Annotated in this window: 16 protein-coding genes and 1 tRNA gene; 1 reads left to right on the top strand and 16 read right to left on the bottom strand. The window is 62.0% G+C overall.

Annotated elements, in window-relative coordinates; all coding sequences use genetic code 11:
* Positions 1 to 177: 177 nt before the first annotated feature.
* The 4 genes from lptE to WKF55_15240 form a co-directional block, all read right to left on the bottom strand.
* On the bottom strand, positions 178 to 582 hold the full coding sequence (gene lptE / locus WKF55_15255) for an LPS assembly lipoprotein LptE (protein ID MEJ7760937.1): 405 nt from the start codon (positions 580 to 582) through the stop codon (positions 178 to 180).
* A 64-nt stretch (positions 583 to 646) separates the two neighbouring features.
* Positions 647 to 1,342, bottom strand: a complete 696-nt coding sequence (locus tag WKF55_15250; GenBank protein MEJ7760936.1) for a hypothetical protein — start codon at positions 1,340 to 1,342, stop codon at positions 647 to 649.
* Positions 1,339 to 3,321 (bottom strand): peptidylprolyl isomerase, encoded by a 1,983-nt coding sequence (locus WKF55_15245; protein ID MEJ7760935.1) that lies wholly within the window; start codon positions 3,319 to 3,321, stop codon positions 1,339 to 1,341. Before WKF55_15245 ends, WKF55_15250 begins: the two co-directional genes overlap by 4 nt.
* Before the next feature lie 109 nt (positions 3,322 to 3,430).
* Complete coding sequence (locus WKF55_15240) at positions 3,431 to 3,859, bottom strand: thioesterase family protein (GenBank protein ID MEJ7760934.1); 429 nt, start codon at positions 3,857 to 3,859, stop codon at positions 3,431 to 3,433.
* 22 nt (positions 3,860 to 3,881) lie between these two features.
* On the opposite strand from WKF55_15240, the gene WKF55_15235 reads away from it, so the two are divergent.
* Positions 3,882 to 4,742: a UDP-2,3-diacylglucosamine diphosphatase gene (locus WKF55_15235; GenBank protein ID MEJ7760933.1), complete on the top strand. Its 861-nt coding sequence runs from the start codon at positions 3,882 to 3,884 to the stop codon at positions 4,740 to 4,742.
* On the opposite strand, the gene murI is transcribed toward WKF55_15235, so the two are convergent.
* The 12 genes from murI to infB all read right to left on the bottom strand — a co-directional run bounded on the left by murI (position 4,656) and on the right by infB (position 16,038).
* Positions 4,656 to 5,441 (bottom strand): glutamate racemase, encoded by a 786-nt coding sequence (murI, locus tag WKF55_15230; protein MEJ7760932.1) that lies wholly within the window; start codon positions 5,439 to 5,441, stop codon positions 4,656 to 4,658. The two genes, WKF55_15235 and murI, sit on opposite strands and share 87 nt — an antisense overlap.
* 14 nt (positions 5,442 to 5,455) lie before the next feature.
* Positions 5,456 to 6,088, bottom strand: a complete 633-nt coding sequence (locus WKF55_15225; protein MEJ7760931.1) for a hypothetical protein — start codon at positions 6,086 to 6,088, stop codon at positions 5,456 to 5,458.
* A 32-nt stretch (positions 6,089 to 6,120) separates the two neighbouring features.
* Positions 6,121 to 6,217 (bottom strand) — tRNA-Sec (locus WKF55_15220).
* Positions 6,218 to 6,224: 7 nt separating this feature from the next.
* A complete protein-coding gene (gene selD, locus WKF55_15215; protein ID MEJ7760930.1) occupies positions 6,225 to 7,295 on the bottom strand; it encodes a selenide, water dikinase SelD in 1,071 nt (356 codons plus the stop codon).
* A gap of 13 nt (positions 7,296 to 7,308) precedes the next feature.
* The gene (locus WKF55_15210; GenBank protein MEJ7760929.1) at positions 7,309 to 7,689 is read right to left on the bottom strand and encodes a RidA family protein; all 381 of its coding nucleotides are present in this window, start codon (positions 7,687 to 7,689) and stop codon (positions 7,309 to 7,311) included.
* A gap of 57 nt (positions 7,690 to 7,746) precedes the next feature.
* Positions 7,747 to 8,559 carry a TatD family hydrolase gene (locus WKF55_15205; protein MEJ7760928.1) on the bottom strand — a complete coding sequence of 271 codons (813 nt, stop codon included), beginning with the start codon at positions 8,557 to 8,559 and terminating at the stop codon, positions 7,747 to 7,749.
* Entirely contained in the window at positions 8,469 to 9,458 is a 990-nt protein-coding gene (gene secF / locus WKF55_15200; GenBank protein MEJ7760927.1) for a protein translocase subunit SecF, read from the bottom strand. The genes WKF55_15205 and secF overlap by 91 nt, the downstream gene beginning before the upstream one ends.
* Positions 9,458 to 11,134: a protein translocase subunit SecD gene (gene secD / locus WKF55_15195; GenBank protein MEJ7760926.1), complete on the bottom strand. Its 1,677-nt coding sequence runs from the start codon at positions 11,132 to 11,134 to the stop codon at positions 9,458 to 9,460. Before secD ends, secF begins: the two co-directional genes overlap by 1 nt.
* On the bottom strand, positions 11,131 to 12,135 hold the full coding sequence (locus WKF55_15190; protein ID MEJ7760925.1) for a bifunctional riboflavin kinase/FAD synthetase: 1,005 nt from the start codon (positions 12,133 to 12,135) through the stop codon (positions 11,131 to 11,133). Before WKF55_15190 ends, secD begins: the two co-directional genes overlap by 4 nt.
* Complete coding sequence (truB, locus tag WKF55_15185; GenBank protein MEJ7760924.1) at positions 12,128 to 12,868, bottom strand: tRNA pseudouridine(55) synthase TruB; 741 nt, start codon at positions 12,866 to 12,868, stop codon at positions 12,128 to 12,130. The genes WKF55_15190 and truB overlap by 8 nt, the downstream gene beginning before the upstream one ends.
* Positions 12,825 to 13,295: a 30S ribosome-binding factor RbfA gene (rbfA, locus tag WKF55_15180; GenBank protein ID MEJ7760923.1), complete on the bottom strand. Its 471-nt coding sequence runs from the start codon at positions 13,293 to 13,295 to the stop codon at positions 12,825 to 12,827. Before rbfA ends, truB begins: the two co-directional genes overlap by 44 nt.
* Positions 13,261 to 16,038 carry a translation initiation factor IF-2 gene (gene infB / locus WKF55_15175; GenBank protein ID MEJ7760922.1) on the bottom strand — a complete coding sequence of 926 codons (2,778 nt, stop codon included), beginning with the start codon at positions 16,036 to 16,038 and terminating at the stop codon, positions 13,261 to 13,263. Before infB ends, rbfA begins: the two co-directional genes overlap by 35 nt.
* Positions 16,039 to 16,045: the final 7 nt, after the last annotated feature.

Raw genomic sequence — 16,045 nt, 5'->3', positions numbered from 1 at the left:
CGGACTTCGTGCTTGCAAACCGGGACTGCTGCTTCATCGCATCCCGGAACCGATAAAACTGGAGCATGTCCTGACCGGCGAAGATCCCGAAATACACGAGACCGCCAATGAGTACCAGCTGCACCAGACATCCGAGGCGGCCGCGGCCCTGACGCGCTGCACGAGACGTGAAGCCGATCACCATTGCGACTGCGCGCCCTGGATCACGTCGTTCACGATGCGCTCGATGGCCTGCCTGCGGCCCGTGAGCACTCCGCGCTCTTCGTACTGGCCATCCGCGGTAAGACCCTTTCGCTGCCAGAGCACTTTACCGGAAACCTGATCGAAGACCTCGATGTCCACCGATATCTGCAGTTGCCGCCGCGCGCTCGTCTGGCTGTTATTGTTGCCGCTGTAGGCTATCGGAATGTCTGTCTCGTAGCGCTGAATCGTGCCCCGAACGACGGCGTTTGCACGAGCTTCAGCCGCGTTCCTCAAGCCTAGCCGGTTCTGCAATTCACTGCGCAATGCCTCCGCGAGCTCTCTTTGAAGCTCGGGAGCAGCAGTGAGGTTCTCGAATGGAATGACGGCTACCGTACGCACATGCGAAGGCAGCCCTCCCCCGGCGAAGCCGTAAGGAAGACACGCAGAAAGCGCCAGGAGGGCGCTAAGGACCCCAAATCGCCGCAGCAAACGCCGGCACCTCCTCTTCGCGAGTGATTCCGAGCCAGAGCTTTCTCCGGCCGGGAACCTCGTACAGGAGACGCCCGCCCTCATCACGCGTCACGCTCTCCGCTATCCGGCCGTTGTCGATTCGCGAAAGCTGCATCAGGCGGGTGCCGCGAATGCGCATGCGCCAGGCCGCGGGGCGGCCGATATCGGCGTAGATCATGTCGCCCTGAGTGGTCACAACGGTGTCGGGAAGCGCTGGCACCGCAAGGCGGCCAAGCGCGGCCCACATCATCGGCGGGGGAGGCAGAAACCGCTGAACCTGACTCTGATTGGTCGCACGCAGCTTGTCGCCAATCAGAATTGCATATCCCACGGCAATTCCCCCGTCCAGGAACAGATCGACCCTCACGCTGTCTGGAGAAGCGACGCGCATTGCGCCTTCGCCGCGAGCGATGAGACTGTTCTCCTCGTAATCCCATCGGAAAACGACCCGCCGGTGTCCGGCAGCCAGATCTATCCGGGGCAGGGTGGTGGCCGGAACAGGTGTCCCCTTGAGCGGCACGGCACGAGGTGCGCACGCTGACGCAAGAAGTGCGAATGCGCTGATTAAAGCGCGGCCTGATGTGATCCTGCGGCTCAGCCTGTTGCGCGGTGCCGCGATCGCGCGAGAATTTTTTTGGTCTGATGTCACTGGACAGTCACCCGTAGTATTGCGTCACCCTGCACGATAGAATCAAGCACATCATAGCCGCGCACAACACGCCCGAACACCGTGTAGTGTCCATCGAGGTGCGGCTGGGGCGAATGCGTAATGAAATACTGGCTGCCGCCGGTGTCAGGACCGGACAACGCCATGCCAACCGCTCCGCGGTCGTAGCGGCGCGTGTTCATCTCGTCCCGAATCGAGTAACCTGGGCCACCATTTCCGTCGCCCCGCGGGTCGCCATCCTGGGCTACAAAATTCGGCACTACGCGGTGAAAGCTGGTACCCCGGTAGTACCCTGTCCGGGCCAGGTTCAGGAAATTCCACACCGTCAGAGGAGCATCGGCGCCAAAAAGCTCGAGCACCACACTGCCACGGCTCGTGTGAATTGTTGCCCGTTGCAGACGGCCACCCCGCGCAGGCACGACGTAGGTGCGAACCAGGCTCTCATACCAGGGCAATGCGCGCGGACTCCCTGAAACCGACGGCCACGATGCAAAAACGGAAGTACGAGCTGCTTCGGCTCTGACAATCGGATCGCCGGAAGGCGCGAGCGCCACGAGCCGCGCGCGAAGCGAGGGTGAAAACGCCGCGCTGTCCCGGCGCCATGCGCTCGCGAGATACTTGACGGCGGCTATCCGCGCATCATTCGACGAATCCCGTTCCGCTCGGCCATAGCTCGCCAGAACCGCCGGGACGTCCTGCGCACGCGCGTGACGAGCAAGCGTTCCAAGCACCGTTGCCCTGACCATGAAATCAGCGTCGTCAAGCCCGGCAACGAGCGCGGCGTGAACGTTCGCGCGGGGTACAGCGGTATCCGTCCCAGCGATGGCCCCGTACGCCGCCGTTCGCACCCGCGGGTCAGCGTCACGCAGCATCGGGGTCACAGCAAACGAAGCGAAAAGCGGATCCGGAGATGCACCCGCAGCGTTCACCGCGGCCGCACGATATTGCCAGCTCGGGTGCGCCATCCAGCCCGCGAGCGTCTGCCGAAGCGCGCCAACCCGGATTGCGGACGCGAGCATACTGCCGCGGTAAACGACACTTGTGTCCCGCTGCCAGAGTGACACCCATGACGCGCTCGACGAATCGAATACGGTAGCCATCGACTGGGCCGAAGCGATGCGCACGTTCGCGTCGCTGTCCCCCGCAGCGAGCACTACCGCATCAGCGGCGCGCGTGCCGAACGTCGCAAGCGAGCGAACTGCGTTGATACGGACGTGCGGATGCTGATCGCCACTGAGTCTCAACAGAGCAGCGAAGGCTGCCTCGGCAAGGGAATCCCCCGTCGCGGTTTTCGTCAATCCCCGCGCAATTTCCGATCGCGCGCGCTGCGCTCCGCTCGCAGCCGAGACATACACCTGAGGGGTGTCGCCACGACCCGGTACTGGGGCGGACGCCCGCTTCGAACGCGTTGCAGCGCCCTGGACAACGAGGGGGCTCGCCGCGAGCTCGATGAGGTCGCGCACGCCCGCAGGAGCACGCGTTCGCGAAATTGCATATGCCGCGGCCCATACCACGGAGGGACGACCTGTCATTCGCAGGTACGGCCTCATCTCCTCGACAGGCACCGGACGAAGCTTGGCCGCAGCCAGGAGCAGCTGGATCATCCGCGCCTCATCAGTCCCCGGGCTCCCAAGCGCAGCAACGATTATCGAGCGGGCAGGAGCGCCGATTTCGCCCAGCGCCCACGCGGCCTCGCGCGCAACCGTCGGTGAAGCGGTAAGCGCCGATGCAAGGGTTCCGATTCCCGCCGTGTCATGGAGCAGGCCGAGTGCGTACGCGGCTTTTGACGCAACAGAGAGATCCGGGTCGGTGAGAAGAGCTCGAGCGACTCCAACGGCTGGCCTCCCGACTGCCGAACCGACCTGTCCGATGGCGAGGGCCGACGCCGCCCGAAGCGGGGCCCACCGGGATGCAAGCGAGGTGTCGATCAGCGCAAGATCGAGTCTGCGCGAATCTGTCATCGCCATCAACCTCGCGTAGAGCCGGATATCGGAATCACCGGGCGCGCGGCGGGACTGAGCCTGGGCACAACTGCTCGATACCACAACCGCTGCAAGAGCCGCGAGAGTGCTAAGGGACCGCATTTTCCAGTAGCGATCGGAGCGCCGCGGGCAGTGCAACAAGTTTTCCTTCTCCGTTGAGCGAGGCGAGGGTGGTCGTGGCGGTGACGAGCTTGCGGCCGGATTCTACAAGTTCAACGGCATAATCAAACGTGATGCTGCGCGACCGGACACCGGAAAGTCGTGTGCGCACGCGAACGAGATCATCGTACCGGGCGGCAGCGTGGTATCTGATGGAAGCATCCACCACCGCCAGCATTACACCCTGGCGCTCGAGTTCAGCGTAGGGTGTGCCAAGCCGCCTGATGAGATCCGTACGGCCAATCTCGCACCACACGAGATAGTGCGAATGATACACCACCCCCATCTGGTCGGTTTCCGCGTAGCGCACGCGAATCTCGACGTCACTGCTCAATCCGGTTACAGGTGCAACAGCCATCGGGAATAAGATAAGTCCTGCAGTGAAGGTCCGCGTGTTTGTGCGCTCAGGAGTCCGCGGCTACAATTGGTTCGTGCTCAGTTCACCCTGTTACGTAATTTCGGATTCACACCTTGGCGTTGCCTCCGCTAACATCGAGAGGTCTCTGATTTCGTTCCTGCGTGGGCTTGAGGGACGCGCAGCGTCACTCGTGATAAACGGCGATCTGTTCGACTTCTGGTTCGAGTGGAAGTCAGTGATCCCCAGAAACAGTTTCCGGGCACTCGCGGCGCTTGCCCATCTGACAGAAAGCGGAGTCAAGGTACTTTGGGTGGCCGGTAATCACGACTGCTGGGGTGACGACATGCTCCGTGACGAAATTGGAGTGGACTATCACATGGGACCCTGGACGGGAGTACTGGCGGGATGGCGCGCCAGAGTCGAGCACGGCGACGGCCTCCGCGAGCGGGAAGATCGTGGCTACAGAGCCATTCGGCCCATCATGCGGAACCGCTGGGCTATCAGGGCCTTTCGCGCGCTGCATCCTGATTGGGCAAGCCGGTTGGCAATGGGAAGCTCAGGAGCGAGTCGCGTTCACCGGGCGCGAGATGAGGGACGCGGGCTCCGCACCATCGCGATAAGCGAATTGTCGAGCGACCCTGACCTGGATCTGCTTGTTTACGGACATTCCCATGTGCCGGCGCTCGAGCGCGTGCCAAATGCGGGAGTGTTCGCCAATGCCGGTTCGTGGCTCGACGCGCCCACATTCCTGCGGATTACGCCCGACAGAATCGAGCTCCGCAGGACGACCGATGGCTCACCCGAGGGTGATTGTCTCAACGCTGTCGATCGTGGACCCAAGAAAACGCTGTCCCACACGCCGGAATTGCTCAGGGGCATCTGATGCGATGAAGCGGTGCTGCGCTGTCCTGATCGTATCGCAATCAATCCCCTTCTCCCTCAGGATCGCCGCAGTCTCAGCCGCAGTCTCCTCAGCGCTGTCTATGAGGCGCACGTTGCTACCGACAACCGCTCCGATTGCGCCTTTCAGCAGCGGATAATGCGTGCAGCCCAGCACGAGCGTATCGATGTCGGCATCCACCATTGGCGCGAGATACTCACGCGCAATCAGATTTGTGGCTTCAGTCTCGAGCCAACCCTCTTCTGCCAGTGGAACGAAAAGCGGACAGGCCAGTGCGGTGATTCGCGCTCCCGGCGTCGCCGCAGCAATCGAGCGCTCGTAGGCGTGCGAGTTGATTGTACCGTGCGTCCCGATTACGCCGACGTTTCCGGTTCGCGTCGCCCGCGCGGCCGCCCGGGAGCCGGGTTCGATTACGCCGACAATGGGTAATTCATACTCGCCACGCAGCGTGGGGAGCGCGTGGGCCGTGGCGGTGTTGCAGGCGACGACGACGGCCTTCACGCCCTGAGTCTCGAGAAAGGTCGTAATCTCCCGGCTGTACCGCACGACGGTCTGTGGACTCTTCGGACCATACGGGACACGCGCGGTGTCCCCGAAGTAAATGATGCTTTCGTTCGGGAGTTGACGCATGAGTTCCCGGACAACCGTGAGGCCCCCGATGCCGGAGTCGAATACTCCGATCGGCGCCGATCTATCTACCAGGAAACACGGGCCAATACCCGCACATCAATTCCGGCTGACGTCGTATTCACGTTTGCGTCGAAATCGGCAAGGTTTGCCGCGACAAATGCGTCGGCGCCGGCGAAGAGGTGATTGAAGGCAATCGCGGCGAGCCAGTCCTCGAGATGAGTGCGGCGTGCTCTGACGCGATCCGCAAGATTCGGATTGCGTGGAACGCTCATGAATATGGGCAGCCCGGATACTGGGTCGAGGACAGGATTCTGGGTGACGGGGTCGAGGCGCGGAACCGAAACAGTATCGCTTCGCGCATCCTTCGCATTGCTCAGGTCGTTGAGTGATTTGAGGGACATTGCGATCGCCCCCAATTCTATGGCGCCGAACATCTTCGCGGCCTTCGAGCGGCCCAGCCGCGACTGACCCAGGCCCGGAACGAGCAGAGATGTGATAAATGCCCGCCGCGGCGAAATAGGTATTTTGCACAGCGGGCCTCTACGTCCGGGAGGTCCCGCGATGAGTACGCGCGGGCCCACTCCCTCGAGAGAATCCTTTGGAATCGGAACGCAGCCAATCTCCCCGCCGAGCTTCACGCGTGTGCTGTCAACTCTCTGTGCACCGGCGACGGCGGAAAAGAATGTATGGGAACCCATGCAAATCAACGCGAATGCCGCGAACCGTCGGATGGCGGGAGAGTGTGGGAATCGAACCCACCCGGCCCGACCTGGTCGGGTCACACCAGTTTTGAAGACTGGGGAAGCCACCAGGCTCCATCCACCCCCGTATTCATCAGTCAACCACGATCGCAGCATTCTCTCGCTCCATCACTTCCCCGATTTCAGTGGCGCCGGTCATTCGCGAAAGGTAGTCAGTGGTACGATCCCGGGGCACAGCGACAAGTAAACCGCCTGATGTCTGCGGATCGCAGAGCAACGCCTGATGAAACTCGCTGACGCCACGCCATTCAACGAGTTGTTCGACGTAAGCTGCGTTCCGCTTCAACCCATCGCTCGATGCACCGGCCCTCCAGCAGTCCTCCGCTCCATCGAGCACCGGCACCAACGCGGCATGAATTCGCATTGTAACGTTGCTCGCGCGCGCGATATGAGACGCATGGCCAAGCAAACCGAAACCTGTGACATCGGTGGCGCATTTCGAGGCGACCGCCAACGCTGCGCGGCTGGCAGCGCCGTTCAATGTTTTCATGCCTTCGACCATCGCGGCAATCCGCACCGGCGTTGCAGCGCTTTGCATGGCAGCGTCGCCGGCAGAGGCGCGCTTCGCCGCCGTCGCCAGGATACCATTCCCAAGTGCCTTGGTCAGCACGAGCCGGTCGCCCGGGGCTGCCCCGGCGTTTGTGAGCAGAAAGGCCGGATGCGCACGCCCGGTTACCGACAATCCGTACTTCAGCTCCCCATCGGTCACAGTGTGGCCACCAACAATACTGGCCCCCGCTTCGTGCACCTTGTCCTGCCCTCCGCGCAGAATCTCCGTCAGCACCGACAACGGGAGCTCGCCTGTGGGAAATGCCACGATGTTCAGCGCAGTAAGCGGTTGACCACCCATGGCGTACACATCCGACAGTGCGTTGGCAGCCGCGACCTGCCCGAAGTCGTAAGGGTCGTCAACTATCGGCGCGAAAAAATCGACCGTCTGAACCAGAGCAATATCGTCAGACAGCAGGTATACGCCGGCGTCGTCGAAGGTCTCGCGGCCTACGAGAAGCCGCGGATTGGTGACAGAGGGGAGAGGATCAAGCACCGCGGACAGGTCACCCGGACCCATTTTGGACGCTCAACCAGCGCACCGCGCAAACAACGTAAGACGGAAAATTTCGTCCCGGGTTCTCGACGTGCTCATTTTTCTGCCGCAGCTACGGACGCACCGTGGCAATGAGGTCGATCTCCACCAGGCCACCACGCGGGAGCGCAGTCACCTGGACCGTCGACCGTGCAGGCCGCGCATCGCCGAGCGCCCGACCGTAAATCTCATTTACAAGCGGGAAGTGCGACATGTCGTGCAGATACACAGTCGTTTTCACAACATCACGCCAATCGAGCCCCGCTGCAGCAAGCACCGCCATCAGGTTCTGCATCACTCGCTCGGTCTGCATCGAGATATCCCCGTCGATGAGCTGACCAGTTGCCGGATCGAGCGCAATCTGACCAGCCGAGAACAACAATCCTTTAGCAATTACTGCCTGTGAATAGGGCCCAATGGCAGCGGGTGCATCGTCACTTGTGATCTGGTGCAACTAGGACCTCTGCGGGTTAAGGTGAATGCCCGGCAATGTTACACGCCGAGAGGGCCTTCACGCCAGACTGAACAGCCGCCTCGCATTTTCGCTGACCGCGATTCCCATATCACCGATAGGGATACCGCGGGCGGCGGCCAGCCGCGCGACCGTATGGCAGACCCAGGCAGGTTCATTCCGCTTTCCCCGCCTCGGCACTGGTGCAAGATACGGCGCATCCGATTCTGCCAGAATCCGATCTCCTGGAACGAACCGTACGAGATCGTCACCGCTCCATTTCTTGAAAGTGACGATGCCGCTGAATGAGATGTACCATCCCGCCTGCAGCGCCACCTCTGCTAGCGACTGTGAACCCGTGTAGCAGTGAAGAACACCTCTGACGCCCGCGCGTCCGGCATCCGCAACCATCGATGCCGTATCGTCTTCCGCGTCTCTCGTATGCACGACCACTGGCACGCGCTGCTCGCCAGCCAGACTCAACTGCGCCTCGAATGCTTTACGCTGCGTTGCGCGGGGGAGCTTGTCGTAGTGATAATCCAGCCCACACTCGCCAACCGCCACCGCACCCGCGAGAATCATCTGCCGCAGTTCAGGAATGTGCTGTGCGGGGTCGAACCCCGCAGCGTCATGTGGGTGTACCCCTGCCGTCCACCAGATGAATGCCGGATGCCGTGCCGCCACGGTTGCCGCTTCGCGCGCAGCATCGAGCGGCGCCGAGGCGCCGCTGCCGGAGCCGATACAGACAATTGCGCTCGCTCCCGCCAGCTTTGCCCTGCCTGCTACCTCGTCGCGGTCACCGGCGAACGCCGGGTCTGCGAGGTGCGCGTGGCTGTCGACGAAACCTGCGATACACTCGTCTTCCTCGGCCATTTCTTTTCGATCCAGATGAGGATTGGAGCCGCGACGTACATCGAGCTGAACGTTCCGGTGAAGATTCCGAATGCCATCACCAGCGCAAACGGCCGGATCACCTCGCCCCCCAGCACGATCAACGCGATGACCGACGACAACGACAGGGCGTGGGTAATGATCGACCGAGGCAGGGTCTCGTTGATCGACCTGTTGAGCGTGTCGTGGAGCGACTCGTTGCGACGCTTGTGGAGATTCTCGCGCACGCGGTCGAAGATGATCACTGTGTCGTTCATCGAATATCCGATCACCGTCAGCAAGCCGGCGACGACCATCAGCGACACCTCGAGATGCATCAGCTTGAGGAACACCAGCGTTGCGACGAAATCGTGCGCAGTCGCAACTACCGCCGCCGCACCGAACCGCCACTCGAAGCGGATTGCCAGATAAATGAGCGTGATGAAGAACGACAGAATCATCGCGATCAGTGCTCCTTCCCGGAGTTCGTCGCCCACCCGGGGACTGACGGCCTCGGTTCGGACGACCCGCACATTACCCGCACCGTAGGTGGAGTTGAGAACCTGCTGGATCTGCTCTGCGACTGTTGCCGCGCCTGCGGTCTGGGTTGCGACGAGCCGCGGCTGCTGCGCCCTGATGGCGAACTCGCGCGACGAGCCGAACTCCTGGATCTCCGCACCGGTCACCCCCGCCGCCGACAGGCGCGACCGCAAGTCGGCCACGTTGACAGGCTGCCGGAACTCCGTCTGCATCAGCGTTCCGCCCGTGAATTCGATGCTATAGTTGATTGGTGCCCGCAGGTACGACGCGAAGCCGATCAACAGGAAAGCGATGGTGAGTCCCGCCGCCCATTTCCACCATCTGATGAAATCGTAGCTAGTGTCCTTGAATATTCTCAGCATCAGATGCTCAGGGCCTGTGCGTTGTTGGAGCGGTTGAGCCACACCATGTAAAAGGTGCGGACCACGAAGATCGAGGTGATCATGGACGCGGCGATTCCGGCAAGAAGCGTCACTGCAAATCCCCTTACGGGCCCAGTGCCAAACTGGTAAAGAACGATCGCGGTGAGCGCAGCGGTCACATTCGAGTCGACGATGGCACTCATCGCGTGGCCGAACCCTTCGTCAATCGCAAGCCGCACGGACTTCCCGCGGTCGAGTTCTTCGCGGATTCGCTCGAAGATCAGTACGTTCGCATCGACTGCAACGCCGAGCGAAAGAACGAATCCCGCGAGTCCCGGAAGCGTCAGGACAGCATCGAATCCGGCGAGCATACCCAGCGTGAACAATACATAGAGTATCAGGCCGCCGATCGCGAGCATCCCGGAGAATTTGTAATAGATCAGGATGATCAGTACCAGGAATCCGATCGCCACGACGCCCGCGCGGATGCCGCTGTCAATTGAATCCTGGCCAAGGCTTGCGCCTATGTTTCTGACTTCGACGATCTTGAGCGGGGCTGGAAGCGAGCCCGCACGCAGCACGAGCGCGAGGTCGGACGCCGCCTGCAAATCCTTCCCGCCCATCGTGATCTGTCCGCGGTTGCCAATGGCACTCTGGATTACCGGCGGCCGGCCCATAACCCGATCGTCGAGGACGATTGCCATGAAATCCTGGATGTGCTTCGAAGTCTCACTGCGGAACTTGCGGCCACCTTCGTTGTCGAACTCGAACGTCACCAGCGTGCCTTCCCTCGGGTCCGTTACCGGTTTGGCATCGATGAGACGCTCACCGGTAATAATCGGCCTCGCATCCAGCACATACAGCGGCCGATAGACCTGGCTGCCAAGCGAAGTGGTGTCGCTCCCGAATCGAACAACCTTGCCTGGGGGAAGCGCGGCCTTCACACCCGCTGTTTCGAGATAGTCCTGCATGGTCTGAACATTTGTTTCGGCGACGTAGTACTCGCCGGCCATGCCCCCCTGCTGGATAAGCTTCGAGAAGCCGCCCGAGGTTGGCGTCGGCAAGGCGGCAGTGTCGGTTTTTGTCGTGTCCGTTGGGGATTTCGTCGTGTCCGCTGCGGATTTCGTCGTATCGGCAGTGAACAGGGACTGCAGGCCTGATCCGGCGAGCGCGCTGTCGGGTCGGGCAGCTCCGGGACCTGCGGAGCCCGTCGATGCAAACTGCTTCACCGCTGCGTCAAGACGCGGCAACGCTTTCTCGAGCGCCTGGGTCTTGTCGGTAATCTGGAACTGGAGGAATGCCGATTTCTGGACGACCTCCTGTGCCCGTTCCGGATCGTCGATGCCCGGAAGCTCGACGATGATGCGCTCAGCTCCTGCTTTCTGGACGACCGGTTCCGATACGCCGAACTGATCGATGCGGGTGCGAACCACCTTCAGAGCACGGTCGATTGCCTCGGCCTTCTGAGGCACCGCACCCTTGGATTCGTCGATTTCCAGAGCCAGGTGCATGCCGCCCTGAAGGTCGAGACCTCTTTTGAGAGGCACCCGCTTCACGGAATCGTATGTAAAGCCGCTGCCTTTCCTGACCCGCTCGACGACGGTCCGCGGAAAAAGCGCCCAGACGGACGCAAGAATGAGTGCAGCTATTATCAGAAGTCGATACTTCAGGGTCATGCGTCAGACGAGGTAGGGTGAACCGTTCCTGTGTAGCCTCTAAGGTTACCGGCATTCGCGGGCAGAGTCAACGCGCGCGTCGCGCTGGCACGGTCACGTTCAAGTTGCTGAATGAGTTCGGCCGGGCTGTCGAATTTTCGTGTATTTCGGAGAAAACCAATGAAGTCCAGCCGCACCGCGGAGCCGTAAAAATCGCCCGACGCGTCAAACAGGTGAGCTTCAATTGTCCTGTCGGATTCGCCGAACGTCGGCCGAGGCCCAAGGTTCGCCATTGCCTCGAACTCGCCATGGCGCGACTGCACCCTGACGGCATATACACCGTCAGGCGGAAGAAGCTTCACCGGGAGCGGGTGGCTCAGATTCAGGGTAGAAAACCCCAGTTGTCTTCCCCGCCCGTGCCCGCTGACTACGGTACCACTCACGGAATAAGGACGGCCGAGAGCTTCGGCCGCGCGGGCCAGATCACCGCCCGCGATTGCCCGGCGAATGGAGGTCGACGACACATGTGTGCCGTCGCCATAGGACACTGCGTCAATGACTTCGACGTCAAAGCCCCACCGGACGCCAAGTTCGCGGAGAACAGTCACATTCCCTGCTCGCTGGCGTCCGAATCCGTGGTCGTGCCCGATCAGCAGCTCTCGCATGCGGAACCGCCGTCGCAGAATCGTATCGACGAACTCAGCCGCCGTGAAAGACGCCAGCGCAGCCGTAAACGGGACGACGGCAAAATAATCGAGACCGCTCGCCGCAAAGATCTCGAGTTTTTCATGATGAGTGGTAAGAAGCTGCGGCGCTGAATGCGGATTGACGACTTCAAGCGGATGCGGGTCGAAACTCACCAGGAGGCTTGGCAAGCCGACCATCTTTGCCCGGGCTACCAGTCGCTGGATGACGTCTGCGTGCCCCCGATGCACTCCGTCGAACGTCCCAACTGTCACGACGGTGCCGTCGACATTCGAGGGAAGAGCGGAAGCCCCCGATATCGCCATCAGGTCAGGCATCGGTGACGACTCGCAGCGGTCTCAAGGGCGGGGGTGAGGTCCGCAGCACTTCGACGGTTGCCGCGTGAGCCACGTCGAAGGGCCCGCTCTGCTCGCGTCTCAGCGCGGCCAGGTGGGCGGCACTCCCGGTGGCACGGCCCAGATCGCGCGCCAGGGCGCGGATGTAGGTCCCGGTCCCGCACGTGATTCGCACGTCGATCTCATTATCCCGCTCATCCTGAATCGCCCACCCATGAACCATCACTCTTGCCGCGGCAAGCTCCAGCGGTTCGCCACGCCGCGCGGCGTCATAAGCGCGCACGCCGTCAACGGATTTGGCCGAGTAGGCCGGCGGCACCTGCATCAAATCTCCAGTCAGCGCTGAAATAGCGTCGGAGATAGAGCCCCGCGGCGGCGGGGGCGATTGGCGAATCACCGATCCCGTGCAGTCGTCAGAATCGGTCTCCGCTCCAAAGCGGATTGTGGTGAGGTAGACCTTGGGCTCGGTAAGAATGAACGTTGCCAGCCGGGTCGAGCGACCCATCAGCAGTATCAGCAACCCAGTGGCGAACGGATCAAGCGTTCCGAGATGCCCGATGCTCTTCTCGCCATAAACGCGACGGGCCAGTTGTACTATGTCGTGTGATGTAGCGCCGGCGGGTTTGTCGACGAGAAGAAGACCTTCCACACTGGCGGCCAACGGCGAGCCTTCAATTCCCGTCGTCTTCGTCGCCAGGCCGTCCGTCCGGGCCAAGCGCGTCGGATGACACTGGCGTAGAGGCCGCCGAATCGGGGTCACCCGGCTCACTGGGCTTGATACCGGCGAGCAGCGACTCGATACGGGCGGCGCGGGCCACGCTGTCGTCTTCCTTGAACTGAATTTCGGGAGCCACCCGCAGTCGCAGGGTACGTCCGACGAGCGATCGCAGGTGCGAGGCGGTGCTTCCGAGCCCCTGGAATGTCGATTCCTTTTCGGGCTCGCTGCCCATCACACTCACGAATACACGTGCGTGCCTGAGGTCGGAAGTGACTTCCACTCCCGTCACCGTTACGAAACCAACGATGCGCGGATCCTTTGCGGCGCTGGCAAGGAACATCGCGACCTCTTCACGGATGGCTGCGGCCACCCGGTCGGCACGCCGGGTGTTACGCAGAAGCGCTCGACGCCAGCGTGCGCGCAACCTGTTCCTTGCGGTAGCACTCTATGACGTCGCCAAGCTTGATGTCGTTGAAATTCTCAATCCCAATTCCACACTCGAAGCCCTCGCGGACCTCCTTCACATCGTCCTTGAAGCGCCGCAACGATCCGACAACGCCGTCGTAAATCTCCACCCCATCCCGAACAACACGTGCGCGCCCTCCGCGTTGAACGATCCCGCTTCGCACCGAGCAGCCGGCAATGAGACCAAGCTTAGGAACCTTGAATGTCTCGCGCACTTCGGCTTCGCCGAGCACCACTTCGCGCTCTTCGGGACGCAGCATGCCTTCAAGTGCCGACCGGATGTCTTCGACTGCTTCGTAAATCACCTTGTACAGCTTTATCTCGACACCTTCTCTTTCGGCAGCCGCGCGGGCGTTGTTGTCGGGCCGTACGTGGAAACCGACGATGACCGCGCCTGAACTGCGGGCCAGCAGAATGTCGCTTTCGTTGATCGAGCCGACACCGCGGTGGATCACGTCCACCGAGACTTCGTCGTGCGAGAGCTGGCCAAGCGCATCGGCGAGTGCTTCCGCCGGCCCGCCCTGATCGGCCTTAATGATGATGTGCAACGTGCGCTTTTCGCCGGACGCCGCAGCGGACATGAAGTCTTCGAGCGACACCCTGCTCCTGGACGTTCGCCGGCTTTTCGCCTCACGGTCGAGCCGCTGGCGCCGCTGGGCGATGTCGCGTGACTCCATGGCGTCCTCGACGACCACGAACTGATCGCCTGCCATCGGCACGCCGCCAATGCCGAGAACCTGGACGGGAATCGCCGGTCCGGCTTCCTTCACCGTCTTGCCGCGCTCATCGAGCAGCGCCCTGACGCGTCCGGAGAACATCCCGCAGATGAAATCGTCGCCCACACGCAGAGTTCCCGCCGAGACGAGCACGGTGGCCACTGGACCCTTGCCCGGATCCAGCTGTGCCTCGACCACTGCACCGGCGGCGCGCCGATTCGGATTTGCCTTCAGATCGAGCACCTCGGACTGCAGCAGGACCTGCTCGAGAAGTACATCGACATTCGTTCCCTTCTTGGCCGAGATCTCGGTCGAAAGCGTAGCTCCTCCAAATTCCTCCAGCACTACACCGTGCTGAAGCAGATCCTGCTTTACTTTCCCGACGTTCGCGGACGGAAGGTCGATCTTGTTGATTGCAACGATCATCGGCACACCGGCATTCTTGGCATGCGAGATTGCCTCAACCGTCTGCGGCATTACCTGATCGTCCGCGGCAACCACGAGCACGACGATGTCAGTAACCTGCGCGCCGCGAGCGCGCATGGCCGTGAATGCCTCGTGTCCCGGCGTATCGAGGAAGGTGATCTGCTTTTCATTGCCGAGGGTCACGTGGTACGCCCCGATGTGCTGGGTAATGCCCCCGGATTCACCGGCAACGACGTTGGCCTTGCGGATGTAATCGAGCAGTGAAGTCTTGCCGTGATCGACGTGTCCCATGATTGTAACGACAGGGGGCCGCGAGTGGAGGTCTTCCGCGATATCGGTCTCGACGGACTCCTCGAGTCCAACCGTGTATTCCTCTTCCTTCACTGCCTGGAATCCAAACTCACCGGCAATGAGCTCGATCTGGTCGAAATCCAGGCGCTGATTGATGGTGACCATCAGCCCGAGATTCTTGAATGCGAAGCCAACGATCTGCGTCGCGGGGATCTTGAGGATGGCAGCCAGCTCGCTGACCGTGATGAATTCGTTGACCCGAACTGTTTTCTTCTCGCGCTCGACGTCGGCGACGCGCTGGGCCTCCATTTCTTCGCGGTAGCTCATGTCATCCGAGCGTCGCGATCCGCCTCGCCGCACTACTCCCTGTCGCAGTGCGGTCATCGTCTTCGAGATGCTCGACGAAACCGCTTCCTGATCCACCGAGCCGCGCTTGCCTTTCTTCCCTCGGCGGGCATTGCGGTCATCGACCATACCGGGACGCGGTCGCTCGTCCCGTCTGGCCCCTGCGAAGCCGGCCGGCGCTCCTGGTGCGGCGGACGCGACCGGGCGCGGGGGCACAAACGGGGTTCCGGTGGCGATGGGACGCGGCCGTGGCGCCCCCGGTACAACTGGCCGCGGGCGCTGGCGCTCCGGCACTGACGGCCCGGACGACTGACTGCCTCCTGGGGTGAAAGACCCGGAGTGCGACGTCGAGGGTTGCGGCGCGGAGGGCCGAGCGGGTCGCGGCTCAACCGTCGGCGCAGGTGGTCTGGTTTCGACCTTTTCTTCTTCTGCAGGCTCCCGCGTTGGTATCTGCGGTGAAGCTGCGGCCGTGCCCCCCGGAGGTGCGGCGATGGAGCCGGCAACTGGAGCCGTAGTTCCGGCGGACGGCGGCGGGACGGGAATGCTTTTCGCGGGAGCGTCCGGCTCAGGTGTACTGACATCCGCCACTGGAGGCGCTTCAACTTCGGGATCGGCAACGACAATGTCCGCCGCCTTGCGCCGGCGGCGAACACCGGCTGTGTCGGGCGCGGCCTCGACGGTCACAACCGCTGCGACCACTGGAGCCGCAGCGCCGCGGCGGCGGCGTGCGGGAGATGCCGCCGGTGCTGTTGCGCGCGCTCTCTTCTCGCGTTCCCACCTCGCCCTGATGCGGGCGATCTGGTCGTCCGACAGCGGGGTCATATGGCTGCGCACAGGAATGTCCCACTGTCGAAGAAGGTTGATAACCTCGTCAACGGAGATTCCGAATTCGCCTGCCATGTCATTTACGAGAAGTTTGCTCAAAACCGTG

The organism is Gemmatimonadaceae bacterium (assembly GCA_037721215.1).
Lineage (GTDB): Bacteria > Gemmatimonadota > Gemmatimonadetes > Gemmatimonadales > Gemmatimonadaceae > UBA4720.
This window is presented reverse-complemented; position numbering and strand designations above follow the sequence as displayed.